We start from the raw sequence: 15,738 nt of genomic DNA, 5'->3' as shown, positions 1-15,738 counted from the left end.
AACAAAAAAAAAAAAAGAAAAGGCGAAGAAGCGGGAGACCGACCACCCCCCCCCCCCCCCCCCCCCCCCCCCCCCCCCCCCCCCCCCCCCCCCCCCCCCCCCCCCCCCCCCCCCCCCCCCCCCCCCCCCCCCCCCCCCCCCCCCCCCCCCCCCCCCCCCCCCCCCCCCCCCCCCCCACGACGGTCTAGTTTTGCTTCGTCGTCGTTTTCTTCTCGGTTTCCACCACGTTGCCGTTGGGCTTGGTCGTGGTGGTTTCCACTTCGGTTTTCTTCTTGCTGCCCCCGCCGCCGAACACCGAGAAATGCACGTAGCGCTTGGGGTTAGCCTTGAGGTCGGTGAGCAGCTCGTTGGAGCTGGCCGTGGTGGCGGCCAGGTTGTTGTAGAGCGTAGAATCGTGCAGGAGCTTGCCCATGGAGCCGCTTTGGTCGTTGAGGGCCGTGTTGAGGCTTTGCACGGTGGTTTGGGCGTCGGCCAGGGTGGCGTTGAGGCGGCGCAGGGCCGGGCCCACGGGCGCGGTTTTGAGCGAGTCGGACAGCTGCGAGAAGTTCACGGCAATCTTGTCGAGCTTGCCGGTGGTTTTGTTCAGAGCGGTGCTCATCTGGGCCAGGTTGCGGGTGATGAGGTTGATGTTGGCCTGGTTGGCCACGATGAGCGCCTGCAGGGCTTCGGTGCTGGCGCGGGCGCCGCGCAACGTGCTCTGGATGTTGGTTTGGGCGTCTTTGTTCAGGAAGCCGTTGATGTGCGAGAGCGTGGCGCCCACGGTGTCGAGCACGGGCAGGGCCTTGGCCTGGAAGGCGTCGATGCTGCTCACGGCCGATTTGGTGCGCAGCTCTTCGCCCCCGTTGAACTCCTTGCTGTTTTTTCCCAGAAACAGGGTGATGGTTTTGGAGCCCAGCAGCGAGCCGCTGAGGCCGGCGGTGGTAGAGTCGCCCACGGTTACGCCCTTCACCAGCTCCAGGGTGGCGCGCACAATGTTGCCGCGCTCGGGCATGAGCTCCAGGTTTTTCACCTGGCCCACCTTGATGCCGTTGAGCAGCACCACGGCGCCGACGTTGAGGCCTTCGGCGTTGGGGTAGGAGGCATAATAGGTGCGGTCGTTCGACAGCAAATTGCTGCCCCGCAGGAAATTATAGCCAAACACCAGAGCGACAACAGCGACGATGGTGAGCAGCGCCACTTTGATTTCTTTAGACACGTGTAGAGATATTGAGTGATGAATTGAGGAACTGGCCTATGCTTTGGTCACGTACGAGAACCGGATGCTCCAAGGACGGGCAGGCGGGCAAAAACCAACCTCAACCGTAGCCTGGGCGCTATCCGCCTTCCAGTTCGCGCTTGTACTCGCGGAATGCGCGGTAGATGCCCGCGGCCATATACGACTGATTGGCTTTGTCGTTCAGGTACCGTTCCTCGGCGGGGTTGGTCAGGAAGCCCGACTCGATGAGCACCGAGGGCATGGTCGACTTCCAGAGCACCAGAAAACCGGCCTGCTTCACGCCGCGGCTGGGGCGGCTGACGGTGGTGCGCAATTGCCGGTCCACCCGCTGAGCGAAGCGCAGGCTGTTGGTGATGTAGGCCGACTGAAACAGCGAAAACATGATGTGTGACTGCGGCGAGCTGGGGTCGAAACCGTTGTAGCGGGTCTGGTAGTTCTTCTCCTGCAGAATAACCGAGTTTTCGCGCTGGGCCACGCCGAGGTTGGCGGTGGTTTTGTGCAGGCCCATGGTCCACACTTCGGTGCCGTGGCTCTGGCTGGGGCCGGCGTTGCAGTGAATGGAGATGAACAGGTCGGCGTGGTTGCGATTGGCAATGGCGGCCCGCTCGTCGAGCTCCACAAACACGTTGGTTTTGCGGGTGTAAATCACCTTCACGTCGGGCATGTTCTGCTCTATTTGCTTGCCCAGGGCCAGGATGAGGCCCAGGGCCACGTCGGCCTCGCGGGCGCTGGCGCCGGCGCAGCCCCGGTCCTTGCCGCCGTGGCCGGCGTCGAGCACCACGGTGCGCAGGCGGTAGCGGTAGGGCGCGTTGGCGTCGGGCAGCGCCGCCGAGTCGGGCGCCACGCGGGTGGAGTCGGCCGTGGTCTGGGCCTCTGCTTTCCACTCCCCACTTGCGGCGCCCAGCAGCAAAAGGGCGGCACTGGCCAGGATGACAATAATCCGCACGTCGTTCGTTGAAGGGGCGGTAGCGACCTGCTACCTTTGTAGAAGCCCCAAAAGTAAACGAATTAACCGCTACTATACTTTGCCTCTCTGGTTTGGCCTACCTGCTGCCACCGATTTTCGGGCACGGCCGTCCCGTTTCCGCCGGGCCCGGCTGCGCGCGGTGTTGCACCAGGCCCTGTTTTTGTTGCTGCTCTGCGGCGTGGCCGGCCCGACGGCAGGCCAAACCGTGACGCCCTCGGCGCCCAAAGCGCAAACGCCCCGCAAGGCCAAGATTCAAGCCCGCAAAGACCGGCGCAAGGCCATACTGGCCACGCCCGCCACCCCCGACCGCGCCCCCGTGGTGCCGGCCCGCCCCATTCCCAAAGCCAAGCCCGGCCAGCGCCCCGGCAGCGCCCCCACCCCGCCGGTGCGCAACATTTCGCCCGACCCGCGCGACCCCGTGGGCCCGCCGCCGCCCGGCGCCGTCAACGCCGGCCAGTCGCGCATTCCCGGCGCCTCGCACAAGCCCGTGCCCGACACGCTGGCCCCCGGCGGCACCACCCGCCTGCCCGGCCTCACGCCCACCGACACCACCGGCCTGGTGAACGGCGTGAGCCGCTCCGGCGACTCGCTGCAGCTGGCGGCCAAGCGCAAGGGCCAGATTGAAACCACCATCAACTACACGGCCAAGGACTCCATTCAGTTCGACGTGACCAAGAAGGTGGCGCGCCTCTACGACAACGCCAGCGTGGTGTATGGCAAAACCGACCTGAAGGCGGCCCTCATCACGGTGAACTACGGCAACAACACCATGCAGGCCGAAGGCAAGCAGGACACGGTGAAGAACAAGCTGGTGGGCCGGCCCTTGCTCACCGACAACGGCCAGAAGTACGAGGCCCGCAGCATTGCCTACAACTTCAAAAGCCGCAAAGCCAAGGTGACCGAGGCCGTGACCACGCAGGGCGAAGGCTACGTGGGCGCCCAGGTCATCAAGCGCCTGCCCAACGGCGACATCAACGGCCTGATGGGGCGCTACACCACCTGCAACCTGGAGCACCCGCACTTCTACATTCAGGCCAAGAAAATGAAGGTGATTCCGGGCGACAAGGTGGTGACCGGCCCCTTCAACCTGGTGATTGGCGACGTGCCCACGCCGCTGGGCTTTTTGTTTGGCTTCTTCCCCACGCCCAGCAAGAGCCGGGGCTCGGGCGTGCTCATTCCCACCTTTGGGCAGTCGGCCGACCGAGGCTACTACCTCACCAACGGCGGCTATTACTTTGCGCCCAACGACTATATAGGCGTTCGCCTCACCGGCGACATTTACGCCGGCAATGCCCAGGTAACTCCCGGCGGCTGGGGTGCCACCGCCGACGTATCTTATCTGAAGCGCTACACTTATCAAGGCAACTTCAACTTCCGCTTCACCACCCGCCCCACGGCCCAGATACTGGACCCCAACTCGCTGACCACCAGCCCGGAATTTATCAAGCCACCGGCCGAAAACTCGTTCTGGATTACCTGGAACCACACGCCGGTGCCCAAGCCCGGCGGCGGGCGCTTCTCGGCCAGCGTGAACGCCGGTACCAGCAGCTACAACCGCATCAACAGCCTCGACGTGCGGCGCAACGTGTCCACGCAGTTCAGCTCCAGCATCAGCTACTCGAAGCAAATCCGGAACTCGCCCATCAACTACGACATCCGCCTAAGCCAGAGCCAGGGCACCGACGGCACGATGACGTTCACCCTGCCCGACATCAGCGTGGGCGTGGCCCGGCAGTACCCCTACCAGTGGTTCGGCATCAAGCCCGGCGCGGGCGGCAAGTTTGGCGCCAGCTCCTACGAGCAATTCACGCTGAGCTACAACCTGGTGGCCCGCAACGAAGTGAGCAACCAAGTGAGCGCCCGCTCGCTGAGCAACGGCCTGCCCCTGCTGGGCGGCACCACCGACGTGAGCCGCATTCCGTTCAGCTTCAACAACCTGGGCAAGCTGCTGCGCAACTCCCGCAACGGCGTGCAGCACCAGTTCGGCATCGGCCTGGGCTCCTACAACCTGGGGCCCTATTTCAAGCTGAGCCCCACCGTGAATTACAGCGAGGTATGGTATGCCCAGAGCCTGCGCTACCGCTACAGCCCCGTGGCCCAGGCCGTGCGCATCGACACGGTGTACGGCTTCAACCGCGTGAGCACCTACTCGGGCGGGGCCAGCCTCAACACCACGTTCTACGGCACCATTGTGCGCAAAGGCACGCACCGCATTCAGGCCCTGCGCCACAAGGTGACGCCCAGTCTCAGCTACACCTATGCCCCGGCCCTGGGCCTCGACAACAACTTCCCGCAGGGCGTGCCGGTGTACCGGCAGGGGCAAGACGTACTCACCGGCTTCGTGGACCAGTTTGGCCGCGTGGTGACGGACCCTAGAATACTAAATGCCTACACGTTCAATTCTTACGACGGCTTCCTGTTTGGGGCGCCCACCAGCAACCGGCAAAGCCTGCTGTCGTTTCAGCTCCAAAACGCGGTGGAGCTGAAAATTCGGGACGAAAACGACACCACTGGCCTCAACCCCTTCCGCAAGGTGAGCCTCATCGAAGGGCTTGATTTAAACCTCAACTACAACTTCGCGGCCGACTCGCAGCGCCTGTCCAAGCTGGGCGTGAGCTTCCGCACCCAACTGGCCAAAAAGCTGGCCTTCAACAGCAGCTTCACCTTCGACCCCTACCAGCGCGACGCCTCCGGCCGCACCATCAACAAGTACCTCTTCGAATCGAACCCGCGCCGGTTGCTGCGCCTAGAGTCGGCCGTGTTTTCCACCAACTACGCCTTCAACCCGGCCTCGGGCAAGAAGAAAAGCGCCGTGCCGCGCGCCGTGGCCCCCTCCAACACGCCTTCGCTGGGCACGGTGGGGCCGCCCAACTACTACGCCGACTACGTCGACTTCGACATTCCGTGGGAGCTCAACATGAGCTACAACGCCGGCTACACCACGGCCGTCACCCCGCTCACCGAGGCATACATCCGGGCTAATGGCCGGCCGCCCATCTTGGCCGTCAACACCATTCGGGCCGATGGCTCGGTGAAGCTCACCGAAAACCTGCGCCTCACCACCAGCTTCGGCTACGACTTCACCAGCCAAGCCGTCACGTTTCCTACGGTGAGCTTCTTCCGGGATTTGCACTGCTGGCAAATAAATGGCACTTGGATTCCGTTCGGACAATACAAAGGCTATAATTTCACCATTGCGGCCAAAAGCAGTTTATTGCAGGATTTGAAGATTAATCGCAACCGCACGGTACAGTTCCAGTAGGGCCGTTTTCGTTCGCATAGGGATTGCCGTCGTTGGGGGGGCGCCGGCTCAGATTGAACGTTATTGGCGGCGTGGAAAAAATGGCAGGACGTGCTTTGGCATCCTACCCGATTCTGCCGCTGCCATGAACCCCTTCTTTCTGCGCGTGCTCCTCGCCGCCGACTCGCCCGAACAAGCTGCCGCGCTTGAGCACCACCTGCACGACGCCGGCCACGAAGTGGTGCGCATCGAAGCCCGCGGCGACGCCGCCCTCAAGGCCGCCCGTCTCGTGCACCCCGACCTAATCGTGCTCGGCGGCGCCCTGCAGGGGGCCATGGACGGCGTGGGCCTGGCCACGGCCCTGGAGCAGCAGGTGCTGGCCCCCACGCCCATCGTCGTGGTGAACGACCCGGACGAGTTGCCGGGCCTGCTCGCGTTGCAGGCCCCGGCCTGGCCCCAACACTCGGAAGCCTCGTCGCTGCCCCAGCCTGACCTGTCGCCCGAACCCCCTCGCGACGCGGCCGAATAGCTGCCGCCCGTTTTCATTTCCGCTCCATCTTTTCAGCCCCTGCGCTTCGGCCAGGGGCTTTTTGCTGGGCTGCCGCCGCCGGATAACGAAATTGTTGCCAGCTTTGCCCCGCCAAACGGCTGTCCATCCCCGTCAACCCGGCCCCGGCCGGCCACCCCCATGTCCCAGCACAAGGAAGTCAAGCTCGTCACCACCCACCAGATGCTCGCCATGAAGCAGCGGGGGGAAAAAATCTCCATGCTCACGGCCTACGATTATTCGATGGCCCAAATCCTCGACGGCGCCGGCATCGACGTGCTGCTCGTCGGCGACTCGGCCTCGAACGTGATGGCCGGCCACGAAACCACCCTGCCCATCACCCTCGACCAGATTATTTACCACGCCCAGGGCGTGGTGCGCGCCGTGAAACGGGCCTTCGTGGTGGTGGACATGCCCTTTGGCTCCTATCAGGGCAACTCTTCGGAAGCCCTGCGCTCGGCCATCCGCATCATGAAGGAAAGCGGCGGCCACGGCGTGAAGCTGGAAGGCGGCGCCGAAGTGAAGGACAGCATCATCCGCATTCTCACGGCCGGCATTCCGGTGATGGGCCACCTCGGCCTCACGCCCCAGAGCATCTACAAATTCGGCACCTACACGGTGCGCGCCAAGGAAGAAGCCGAGGCGCAAAAGCTACTCGAAGACGCCCGCCTGCTGCAGGAAATCGGCTGCTTTGGCCTGGTGCTGGAGAAAATCCCGGCCGCGCTGGCCAAGCAGGTGGCCGAAGAACTGACCATTCCCGTCATCGGTATTGGCGCCGGCCCCGACGTGGACGGCCAGGTGCTGGTGGTGCACGACATGCTGGGCCTCACCAAGGAGTTTAAGCCGCGCTTCCTGCGCCGCTACGCCGAGCTGCACGACGTGATGACCGAGGCGGTGCAGCACTACGTGGCCGACGTAAAAAACCGCGAGTTTCCGAGCAAAGAAGAGGGGTACTAGAATCGGGAGCTAGGAGCGGGAAGCGAGGAAAAACCGAATTAACATATTTCTTCTTCCCGCTTCCCACTCCATGCTTCCCATTATATTTGTGCAATGAGTGAAAATGCTTCGGTAGAGCATTTGGAGGTGTGGCAGTTTGCGCATGCGTTTGTCTTAGGTGTTTATCGCGTTTCCCGGGAGTTTCCACGCGAGGAGGTATTCGGTTTAACTTCCCAGCTTCGTCGCGCGTCTGTATCCGTGCCGGCCAATATCACCGAAGGTTACCGCAAGCTTGGCGCTGCTGATAAGGTACGGTATTACAATATCGCTCAAGCTTCGCTCGACGAGGCTGCTTACCATTTGCGCCTTGCGCACGATTTAGCCTATGCAGACACGCAAGAGCTACGCCAGCAAGCCGACCGAATTGCGCGGATGCTGACGTCGTACATCCGGCGCATACGTGAGCAATAGACCCGCTTCCCACTTCCCACTCCCCGCTTCCCTTAAGTGAATCGTCCCAACCTCTGGTCCGAAGGCAGAGAAATTCTGTTCGAAGACAACCACCTCCTCGTCATCAACAAGCCCGCCGGCCTGCTCGTGCAGGGCGACGCCACCGGCGACGAGCCCCTCTCGAAAAAAGCCGCCGAATATCTGCGCTTCAAGTACAAGAAGCCCGGCGAAGCCTTTGTGGGGGTGTGCCACCGTATCGACCGGCCCGTGTCGGGCATCGTCATCCTGGCCAAAACCAGCAAGGCCCTGAGCCGGCTGAACGAGATGTTCCGCGACGACAAGATTCACAAAACCTACTGGGCCCTCACCGGCAAGCCGCCGGTGCCCGAAAGCGGCACGCTGGTGCACTGGCTGGTGAAAGACACTGTGCGCAACGTGACCAAAGCCTACCCCACGGCCCACGGTCAGGGCTTGCGCTCGGAGCTGAAATACGAGCTGCTGGGCCCGGCCGGCAACCGTTTTCTGCTGCAGGTGAACCCCGTGACGGGCCGCCCGCACCAGATTCGGACCCAACTGGCCACTGGCCTGGGCACGCCCATCGTGGGCGACGTGAAGTACGGCTTTATCGCCCCGCTGCCCGACGTGAGCATTGCCCTGCACGCCCGCCAGTTGCAGTTGCAGCACCCCGTCACGAAAGAAGCCCTCACGTTCATCGCGCCCCTCCCCGATGCTCCGCACTGGGACGCCGCCCGGGAGTACTACAAGTAAGCAGCTGCCAGCTAAGCGCCTGTCATCCTGAGCGCCGCGAAGGAATGTATCACGTCAGCGCTTGTCGTGCCCACGTGGCAAGGACCTTCGGTGCTCAAGGTGACAGGCGTTTGCTTGTTTCACCAAAGGTGCAAGATTTTGGCCTTCTGGTACCGAAAATTCCCCTACCCTGGCGGTGGCCGTAATTTTGCATTGTTTCCACTGAACCTAAGCGCGGGCATTTTGCTTCTGGCTGCAGTTCAGCTTTCGAACCCCTTATGGCTATCCTCATTTTTTTCGTTGCCCACTACTACTTGTCGCTGTTCACGCAGACATTTTACCTGCACCGGTATGCGGCGCACAAGATGTTCACCATGAACCGCTTCTGGGAGAAGTTTTTCTTCCTCTTCACCTACCTCTGCCAGGGCAGCAGTTTCCTCTCGCCCCGGGCCTACGCGCTGTTGCACCGCATGCACCACGCCTACTCCGATACCGAGTTGGACCCGCACTCACCCCACTTTTCTAACAACGCCTTCGACATGATGTGGAAGACCAAGGTGATTTACAACGACGTGGTGAACAACAACCACGAAGGCGCCAAGCGCTTCGAGGGCGACATTCCGGAGTGGAACTGGCTCGACAAATTCGGCGGCACCGTGTATTCGCGGGTGGGCTGGGGCACGGCCTACGTGCTGTTCTACATCAATTTCGCCACGGCGTGGTGGCAGTACCTGCTGCTGCCCATTCACTTCCTGATGGGGCCCATTCACGGCGCCATCGTGAACTGGGGTGGTCACAAGTACGGCTACCAGAATTTCGACAACAACGACAAGTCGATGAACACGCTGGCGCTGGACTTCCTGGCTTTTGGCGAGCTGTTCCAGAACAACCACCACAAGCTGCCCATGCGCGTCAACTTCGGCGTGAAGTGGTGGGAGTTTGACCCCACCTACGTGGCCATTTGGGGCCTGAACAAAGTGGGCATCATCAAAGTGAAGCGCAAAAACATGAACCTGAACACCATGTCGAAGTTGGCCAAGCCTAAGCGCGAAGCCATGGCGGCGTAGATTCAACACGAGCAAAGAGAAAGCCCTGGCCTTACCGCCAGGGCTTTTTTCATTCTTCTGCTAGCTAATACACTGACCAAGCGCTACCTTTGCACTCCCAATTTCGGGAAATCTTCATCAGACGCACGAGCTGCGTCGCACAACCCCACCGGTTTATGGCAGTTAAAATCCGCCTCGCCCGCCGTGGCCGCAAAAAGGCCGCCACTTACGACATCGTAGTTGCTGACTCCCGTTCGCCCCGCGACGGCCGTTTCATCGAGAAACTCGGCACCTACAACCCCAACACCAACCCCGCCACCATCAACTACGACGCCGACCGCGCGTTCTACTGGATGATGACCGGTGCCCAGCCCACCGACACCGTGCGGGCCATGCTGAGCTACCGCGGCGTGCTCTACCGTCGTCACCTGCAGCTGGGTGTCGACAAAGGCGCCATCACCCAAGAGGTGGCCGACGAGCGTTTCAACGCTTGGAAGCAGGAGAAGGACGCCAAAATCGAAGGCAAGCGCACTGGCTTGGTTGACGCGAAGGAAGAAGCCCGCAAAGCTGCTTTCGCCGCCGAAACCAAAGTAAAAGAGGCTCGTGCCGAGGCGCTGCGTCAGAAGCAGGCTGCCCTGCTGGCTGCTAACGCCCCCGCTCCGGCCACCGAGGAAGCCACCGAGGCTCCGGCCGAAGAGGCTGCCGCCGAAGCTGCCGAGTAGTTTTTAGGCAACTGAAAACCGTAAGAGTTTGGGAGTTGTGAGCCGGACCGGCTGGCAACCCCCAAACTCTTTTTCGTTTCCCCTCCTCCGCTCGCTATGACCCTCGACGAAACCTATCAGCTCGGCTACATCCTCAAAACCCACGGCCTGCGCGGCCACGTGGCCGCCCACTTCGACGTGGACGACGTGGAAGAATACCTGAAGCTCAAAACAGTGTACCTCGCCCTGCCCGCCGCCCCCGCCAAGCTGGTAGAGCACAAGGTGGAGAAAGTGCAGCCCCAGTCCGGCAACCGCGTGCTGCTGAAGCTGCGCGGCATCGACCGCATCGAGGAAGCCGAACCCTTGCGCGGCTCCCAGCTCTACTTGCCCCTGGCCGAACTGCCGGAGCTGGAAGACGACCAGTTTTACTTCCACGACGTCATTGGCTTCACCGTGGTTGATGAAACCCTGGGCGAATTGGGCACGGTCGAAAATTTCTACGAGCTGCCACAGCAGGACATGCTGGCCATGCGCTACCAGGGCCAGGAAGTGCTGATTCCGGTGGTGGACGAGCTGGTGAGCCACGCCGACCACGAGAAGAAGCAGGTCCACGTGAACTTGCCCGAAGGGTTGCTCGACGTGTACCTCAAGCCGTCTTCGCGCGACAAAGACGAGCCCGACGAATTTGACGAAGCGTAAAGTAGCCACAAGCCACAAGCCAGTAGCCGTAAGCCCACCGGGGCTCATTGGCTTGCAGCCTGCGGCATGTGGCCTGCAGCCATCCTATGAGAATCGACATCCTCACCTGCTTGCCCGAATTGCTGGTTAGCCCTTTTGCCCATTCTATCGTGAAGCGGGCACAGGACAAAGGCCTCGTGGAAATCCACCTGCACCAGCTGCGCGACAAGGCCATCAACAAGCACGGCCAGATTGACGACGCCGTGTTTGGCGGCGGCGCGGGCATGGTGCTGCGCGTGGAGCCCATTGCCGCTTGGATAGACGAGCTGCAGGCCCAGCGGCCCTACGACGCTGTCATCTACCTCACGCCCGACGGCGAAACGCTGCGCCAGCCCCTGGCCAACCGCCTGTCGCTGTTCCAGAACATTATCATGCTCTGCGGCCACTACAAGGGCATCGACGAGCGCATCCGCCAAACCTACATTACCCACGAAATCAGCGTGGGCGACTACGTGCTCAGCGGCGGCGAGCTCGGCGCGGCCATCCTGGTCGATGCCGTGGTGCGGCTGCTGCCCGGCGTGCTCGGCAACGAGGAGTCGGCCTTGTCCGATTCTTTTCAGGATGATTTGCTGGCGCCGCCGGTGTACACCCGGCCTGCCGAGTGGCGCGGCCAGGTGGTGCCGGAAATCCTGTTATCGGGCAATACGCCCAAGATTGAGGAGTGGCGGCACGAGCAGGCGCTGGCCCGCACCCAGCAGCGGCGGCCCGATTTATTGGGCTAAAACCAGATTCGGACGCTTCGTTTTCTGAATCAACAGCAAATCAGTGAACAAGCTAACGCATGTTCTACAAATGACTTGCTATCCTCAACGGAAAGCCCTATCTTTGCGCTCCGTTTCGATAAAATACTAATTCCCGACGGCGGCGCCGTCTTTCGCAATTTCTCAGCCATGAGCGTACTACTTGACTTTATCCAGGCCGAATCGCAAGAGCGCCGCGCCAGCTTTCCGGACTTCGCCGCCGGCGACACCGTGAACGTGCACGTAAAAATCCGCGAGGGCAACAAGGAGCGCATCCAGCAGTTCCAGGGCGTGGTGCTGCAGCGCCGCAACCCCAGCTCGAACGGCGAAACCTTCACCGTGCGCAAGATTTCGAACCAAATCGGCACCGAGCGTATCTTCCCCCTGCTGTCGCCCAACATCGAGAAAATCGAGGTGGTGCGTCGCGGTAAAGTGCGTCGCGCCCGTCTGTTCTACCTGCGTGGCCTCTCGGGCAAGCAAGCTCGTATCAAAGAGCGTCGCTTGAACGTGGCCAGCAAGGCTACCGCCTAAGCTTAGCCGCAGCTCCAGCAGCTGCTCACAATAAAAAAGCCGGCCCCACGCGTGGGGCCGGCTTTTTTAGGTTTCAGGTTACGAGGCGCTTAAATCTGGCCCTGGGGCTTGTGCGAAGAGAAGTCCTGCGGCAAGCTGCCATCAACTTCTACAGTGCCGCCTTGCAGCTGCTGCGATACCGCGGTCAGCACTTCGCCCAGTTTGGTGATGCGGGTGGCCGTGTTCACGTTCTCGGCAAAGTTGGCTGCCTGGGTGGTTTGCGAACCTAGGCGGGCCAGCAGGGGCGCAATCACGTTCACGTCGAGGGTACCGCTGCCAAAATGCGCCTTCAGCGCTTGCAGGTCGACCACCAGCTGGTGCAGGGCTGGGTTGTTGGCCTCTTTGAGGTCCTCTATCCAGCGCTGCAGCTGGTTGTCGCGCCCGGCGCGCTCCGTGGTGGTGGCAAGGTCGCCGGTGAGCAGGTGAATGGCGCTGTCGAGGTGCACTTGGTGCTGCGAATCTTTCTTTTCCATGGGTGGGGTGTTAGGTAATCGGTAAGCACTCACGGCGCGAGGCGCGCCGTCACCTTTGCCAACGTAGCAACGCCCCACGGGGTTGGCTTCTCGGCCCAAACAAAAAACCCCGCCATGACTGGCGGGGCTTTTTGTTTGGGTACCGGTTGGGTTGGCCAGCCTACTCAATCTTGTTCATGCGGTCCTTCACGGCCTCCAGGGCCACGCGCATGTTCACAATGTCGCCGCGGGCGGCTTCCTGCTCTTTCAGGTTCAGGTCGATGAGGTTGTTGAACTGCTGGAGTTCGGCGGCGTTGGCGGCCAGCATCTGCTGGATTTCAATCTTGCGGGCCTTGTTCTTCTCGATGTCCTTTTTGATGGTGTTGGCCTTTTCAATCACGGCCATGTGGTTGTTTTGCGAGGCCACCAGGGCACGCTCGGCTTCGGCAATCTGCGACACCAGGTCTTCGCGGTACATCATGCGGGCGAAGTCTTTCAGGTACTTCTCGGCCGACTTCCACTGCACGGGGGTTTTGTCTTTTGCCAAGTAGGCGTTGCCCAGGTCGATACTCCACCACACGGTGGTGCCGGTGGGGGTAGCGTCCACCTTAGAAATCACGCGAATGGGCGTGGGTGCAATTTCTTCGATGATGACGCCGTCCATGGTCACGACGCCTTTGTTGTTCTTCACCTTGCTGCCAAACTTGTCGTTCAGCTGCTTCAGCCAAGCGGCTTCCACGCGCTTGTTATCGAGCTGCACGCTCACGCGCTGGCCGGTGCGCGGAACGTTGCCAATGGACATATCGGCCTCATCCACAGGGGATTTCTGAGCATAACCACCCAGCGTTGCCAAGCATACAACAAGTAGGATTAGTAGGCTTCGTTTCATGGTAACAATAAACTTAATGAGAACTAAAAAAGAGGTCGAAGGAAGAACTGTTGTCCCCGGTATCGTTTTCCGGCTTTTCAAATTTAAGTCCTTTCTTTCATGCAAATTCTCTTCGCGAGAATTTTTTTAGGAATAATGCAGTTTTTATTTCTTTTGTTCAATTCATAATGTTTTAAGTCTAGTAAATTCAGATAGGCTGATTTTGTGAATGCTCTGCTCCGGACGCCCGGACGCAACAAACGCCGCCGTGCGCGGGTTGTAAGCCCCTATGCAAGTCACCGTTTGCCGCACCGAGCATTTCAACGCTGCTCATCGCCTGTATCACCCTGCCTGGAGCGACGACCAAAACCAACGGGTTTTCGGCAAGTGCAACAACCCTAACTATCACGGCCACAACTACAACCTGACCGTGCGCCTGACCGGCGAGGTGGACGCCGAAACGGGTTATGTGTACGACCTTAAGCGGTTGAGCGACCTCATCAAGCACGAGGTGCTGGACCGCTACGACCACCGCAACCTCAACCTGGACACGGAAGAATTCCGAACCCTCAACCCCACGGCGGAAAACATTGCCGTTGTTATTTGGCAGCGCCTGCGGCCGCACCTTGCCGCCGGCCTGGCCTTGTCGGTCACGCTCTACGAGACGGACCGTAACTTTGTAGAATACCATGGATAACCCTTCCGGGCCGGCCCCGGCAACCGATTCGCACCTGCCTATGGGCCTGCGCACTCCGCTCCGCGACGATGCCTTCGCGCGCAGCGACGACGAGAAAATTTCGGCCATCAGCGGCCACTTTGAGGCCATCATGCGCGAGTTGGGCCTCGACCTGACCGATGACAGCCTGGCCGGCACCCCGCGCCGCGTGGCCAAGATGTTCGTGAAGGAGTGGTTCAAGGGCCTCGACCCCGCGAACCGGCCCGAAGTGCGCATGTTCGAGAACCGCTACGACTACCACCAGCTGCTGGTGGAGCGCGACATCACGCTGTTTTCGTGCTGCGAACACCACTTCGTGCCCATCATTGGGAAGGCCCACGTGGCTTACCTGCCCGGCGAGCACGTGGTGGGCCTGAGCAAGCTCAACCGCGTGGTGCAGTACTACGCCCGCCGCCCGCAGGTGCAGGAGCGCCTCACCCGCCAGATTTCGGAAGAGCTCAAGCAAAGCCTGGGCACCGACGACGTGGCCGTGCTCATCGAAGCCGACCACCTCTGCGTGATGAGCCGCGGCGTGAACGACACCAGCAGCTCGACCTTGACCAGCGAGTACGGCGGCCGTTTCGCCACCGACGAAGCCCTGCGGCGGGAGTTTCTGCGGCAAATCGGGAAATAAGCCGGGCCGACGGCCTAGCTGGCTGCTTAACTCAGGTGAGCGGAGCAAACAGCAGTGAGAAACGGCGGTTTACTTTTGTTGGAAATGACCACTATGACCGAAACTTCTCCGCGCAAAGTTCTCATTACCGGGGGCACCGGCCTCATTGGCACCCGCCTGGCGGAGATGCTGATTGACAGCGGCTACGAGGTGGCCTTGCTCAGCCGCGAGCCTGCCAAGAGCAGCCATTACCGCAGCTTCCGCTGGGACCCGCGCGCGGGCACCATCGATGATGCGGCCATTCTCTACGCCGACTACATTGTGAACCTGGCCGGCGCAAGCGTGAGCGACGGCAAATGGACCGATGAGCGCAAGCGCGACATCATGACCAGCCGCCTGGGTGGGCTGGCTTTGCTGCACCGCGAGCTGGCCAACCCGCGGCACCACGTGCAGGCCTTTATATCGGCTTCGGCCATAGGGGTGTATGGCGACACCGGCGACAAGCTGCTCATCGAGGAAACGCCGCCCGGCCTCCCCACGCAGGACTTTCTGGCCGACGTGGCGCACCAGTGGGAGCTGGCCGCTGAGCCCATCGCGGCGCTGGGCATCCGGACGGTGGTGCCGCGCATTGGCATTGTGCTGAGCAAAGACGGTGGCGCCCTGCCCCAGATTGCCCGGCCGGTGAAGCTGGGCGCCGGCGCGGCGCTGGGCAGCGGCAAGCAATACATGTCCTGGATTCACCTGGACGACATCTGCCGCCTGTTCATCGCCATGCTGGAAGATGCTTCCTGGCAGGGCACCTATAATGCAGTGGCGCCGAACCCCGTCACCAACCAGCAGTTCACCGAAACGCTGGCCCAGGTGCTGCACCGGCCGCTGGTGCTGCCCAAAGTGCCCGCCTTCGGCCTGAAACTGGCCATGGGCGAAATGAGCGAAATCGTGCTGGCTTCGCAGAAAGTAAGCGCGCAAAAGGTCCTGGCGCAGGGCTTTCGGTTCGAGTATCCGGAGTTGCGCGGGGCGCTGGAGGCGCTGTATGGCGGGGAGTGAGTTGGGGCTGCTGAGCGATACCCATAAAAAAATGATGGTGCCCTACGCCCAACTCAGTGAGCCAGCCAAGGAGCTGGACCGCATGACCGTGCGGACGGTGTATGCGGCCATTGAAGCGTTGGGTAGCTGAGGTGGCGTGGCTGG

The 15,738-nt window shown here is 61.4% G+C and carries 17 protein-coding genes; 13 read left to right on the top strand and 4 right to left on the bottom strand.

Going from position 1 to position 15,738, the window contains the following annotated elements:
* Positions 1-184: 184 nt before the first annotated feature.
* Positions 185-1,195, bottom strand: coding sequence for an MlaD family protein (locus JAO73_RS21405; protein WP_198979301.1), 1,011 nt, complete (start codon positions 1,193-1,195; stop codon positions 185-187).
* Positions 1,196-1,313: 118 nt separating this feature from the next.
* Positions 1,314-2,060, bottom strand: coding sequence for an N-acetylmuramoyl-L-alanine amidase family protein (locus tag JAO73_RS21400; protein WP_190928160.1), 747 nt, complete (start codon positions 2,058-2,060; stop codon positions 1,314-1,316).
* Positions 2,061-2,241: 181 nt separating this feature from the next.
* Here JAO73_RS21400 and JAO73_RS21395 point away from each other — a divergent pair, with 181 nt between their 5' ends.
* The 10 genes from JAO73_RS21395 (at position 2,242) to rplS (ending at position 11,860) form a co-directional block, all read left to right on the top strand.
* Complete coding sequence (locus tag JAO73_RS21395) at positions 2,242-5,445, top strand: putative LPS assembly protein LptD (RefSeq protein WP_198979300.1); 3,204 nt, start codon at positions 2,242-2,244, stop codon at positions 5,443-5,445.
* 124 nt (positions 5,446-5,569) lie between these two features.
* Positions 5,570-5,953, top strand: a complete 384-nt coding sequence (locus tag JAO73_RS21390; protein ID WP_198979299.1) for a response regulator — start codon at positions 5,570-5,572, stop codon at positions 5,951-5,953.
* Positions 5,954-6,112: 159 nt separating this feature from the next.
* Positions 6,113-6,928, top strand: a complete 816-nt coding sequence (gene panB / locus JAO73_RS21385) for a 3-methyl-2-oxobutanoate hydroxymethyltransferase (RefSeq protein WP_198979298.1) — start codon at positions 6,113-6,115, stop codon at positions 6,926-6,928.
* 93 nt (positions 6,929-7,021) lie between these two features.
* Positions 7,022-7,378: a four helix bundle protein gene (locus tag JAO73_RS21380; protein ID WP_198979297.1), complete on the top strand. Its 357-nt coding sequence runs from the start codon at positions 7,022-7,024 to the stop codon at positions 7,376-7,378.
* A gap of 36 nt (positions 7,379-7,414) precedes the next feature.
* Positions 7,415-8,125 carry an RluA family pseudouridine synthase gene (locus JAO73_RS21375; protein ID WP_190927785.1) on the top strand — a complete coding sequence of 237 codons (711 nt, stop codon included), beginning with the start codon at positions 7,415-7,417 and terminating at the stop codon, positions 8,123-8,125.
* Positions 8,126-8,382: 257 nt separating this feature from the next.
* Positions 8,383-9,171: an acyl-CoA desaturase gene (locus tag JAO73_RS21370; protein WP_190927787.1), complete on the top strand. Its 789-nt coding sequence runs from the start codon at positions 8,383-8,385 to the stop codon at positions 9,169-9,171.
* Positions 9,172-9,326: 155 nt separating this feature from the next.
* On the top strand, positions 9,327-9,872 hold the full coding sequence (locus JAO73_RS21365) for a 30S ribosomal protein S16 (RefSeq protein ID WP_198979296.1): 546 nt from the start codon (positions 9,327-9,329) through the stop codon (positions 9,870-9,872).
* Between the two features lie 96 nt (positions 9,873-9,968).
* Entirely contained in the window at positions 9,969-10,550 is a 582-nt protein-coding gene (rimM, locus tag JAO73_RS21360; RefSeq protein ID WP_198979295.1) for a ribosome maturation factor RimM, read from the top strand.
* Between the two features lie 86 nt (positions 10,551-10,636).
* Positions 10,637-11,311 (top strand): tRNA (guanosine(37)-N1)-methyltransferase TrmD, encoded by a 675-nt coding sequence (trmD, locus tag JAO73_RS21355; protein ID WP_198979294.1) that lies wholly within the window; start codon positions 10,637-10,639, stop codon positions 11,309-11,311.
* 168 nt (positions 11,312-11,479) lie between these two features.
* The gene (rplS, locus tag JAO73_RS21350) at positions 11,480-11,860 is read left to right on the top strand and encodes a 50S ribosomal protein L19 (RefSeq protein ID WP_190927796.1); all 381 of its coding nucleotides are present in this window, start codon (positions 11,480-11,482) and stop codon (positions 11,858-11,860) included.
* Between the two features lie 89 nt (positions 11,861-11,949).
* On the opposite strand, the gene JAO73_RS21345 is transcribed toward rplS, so the two are convergent.
* Together JAO73_RS21345 and JAO73_RS21340 are read right to left on the bottom strand one after the other, a co-directional pair.
* Positions 11,950-12,372, bottom strand: a complete 423-nt coding sequence (locus JAO73_RS21345) for a hypothetical protein (RefSeq protein ID WP_198979293.1) — start codon at positions 12,370-12,372, stop codon at positions 11,950-11,952.
* 160 nt (positions 12,373-12,532) lie between these two features.
* Positions 12,533-13,168 (bottom strand): DNA repair ATPase, encoded by a 636-nt coding sequence (locus tag JAO73_RS21340; RefSeq protein ID WP_198979292.1) that lies wholly within the window; start codon positions 13,166-13,168, stop codon positions 12,533-12,535.
* Positions 13,169-13,508: 340 nt separating this feature from the next.
* On the opposite strand from JAO73_RS21340, the gene JAO73_RS21335 reads away from it, so the two are divergent.
* From JAO73_RS21335 to JAO73_RS21325, 3 genes are all read left to right on the top strand, one after another.
* Entirely contained in the window at positions 13,509-13,916 is a 408-nt protein-coding gene (locus JAO73_RS21335) for a 6-pyruvoyl trahydropterin synthase family protein (RefSeq protein ID WP_198979291.1), read from the top strand.
* Positions 13,909-14,568, top strand: a complete 660-nt coding sequence (gene folE, locus JAO73_RS21330; RefSeq protein WP_190927804.1) for a GTP cyclohydrolase I FolE — start codon at positions 13,909-13,911, stop codon at positions 14,566-14,568. Before JAO73_RS21335 ends, folE begins: the two co-directional genes overlap by 8 nt.
* Positions 14,569-14,661: 93 nt before the next feature.
* On the top strand, positions 14,662-15,594 hold the full coding sequence (locus tag JAO73_RS21325) for a TIGR01777 family oxidoreductase (protein WP_198979290.1): 933 nt from the start codon (positions 14,662-14,664) through the stop codon (positions 15,592-15,594).
* The last annotated feature ends 144 nt before the right edge of the window (positions 15,595-15,738 follow it).

Origin of the sequence: Hymenobacter miniatus (genome assembly GCF_016427455.1) — a bacterium.
Classification (GTDB): domain Bacteria; phylum Bacteroidota; class Bacteroidia; order Cytophagales; family Hymenobacteraceae; genus Hymenobacter; species Hymenobacter armeniacus.
Note: the sequence above shows the minus strand (reverse complement) of the source record. Positions and strands in the feature narration are given on the sequence as shown.

Coding starts and splice junctions, on each gene's coding strand:
- JAO73_RS21325 (WP_198979290.1), top strand. CDS start 14,662: ATGACCGAAACTTCTCCGCGCAAAGTTCTCATTACCGGGGGCACCGGC.
- panB (WP_198979298.1), top strand. CDS start 6,113: ATGTCCCAGCACAAGGAAGTCAAGCTCGTCACCACCCACCAGATGCTC.
- rimM (WP_198979295.1), top strand. CDS start 9,969: ATGACCCTCGACGAAACCTATCAGCTCGGCTACATCCTCAAAACCCAC.
- JAO73_RS21365 (WP_198979296.1), top strand. CDS start 9,327: ATGGCAGTTAAAATCCGCCTCGCCCGCCGTGGCCGCAAAAAGGCCGCC.
- rplS (WP_190927796.1), top strand. CDS start 11,480: ATGAGCGTACTACTTGACTTTATCCAGGCCGAATCGCAAGAGCGCCGC.
- JAO73_RS21335 (WP_198979291.1), top strand. CDS start 13,509: ATGCAAGTCACCGTTTGCCGCACCGAGCATTTCAACGCTGCTCATCGC.
- JAO73_RS21390 (WP_198979299.1), top strand. CDS start 5,570: ATGAACCCCTTCTTTCTGCGCGTGCTCCTCGCCGCCGACTCGCCCGAA.
- folE (WP_190927804.1), top strand. CDS start 13,909: ATGGATAACCCTTCCGGGCCGGCCCCGGCAACCGATTCGCACCTGCCT.
- trmD (WP_198979294.1), top strand. CDS start 10,637: ATGAGAATCGACATCCTCACCTGCTTGCCCGAATTGCTGGTTAGCCCT.
- JAO73_RS21345 (WP_198979293.1), bottom strand. CDS start 12,372: ATGGAAAAGAAAGATTCGCAGCACCAAGTGCACCTCGACAGCGCCATT.
- JAO73_RS21380 (WP_198979297.1), top strand. CDS start 7,022: ATGAGTGAAAATGCTTCGGTAGAGCATTTGGAGGTGTGGCAGTTTGCG.
- JAO73_RS21370 (WP_190927787.1), top strand. CDS start 8,383: ATGGCTATCCTCATTTTTTTCGTTGCCCACTACTACTTGTCGCTGTTC.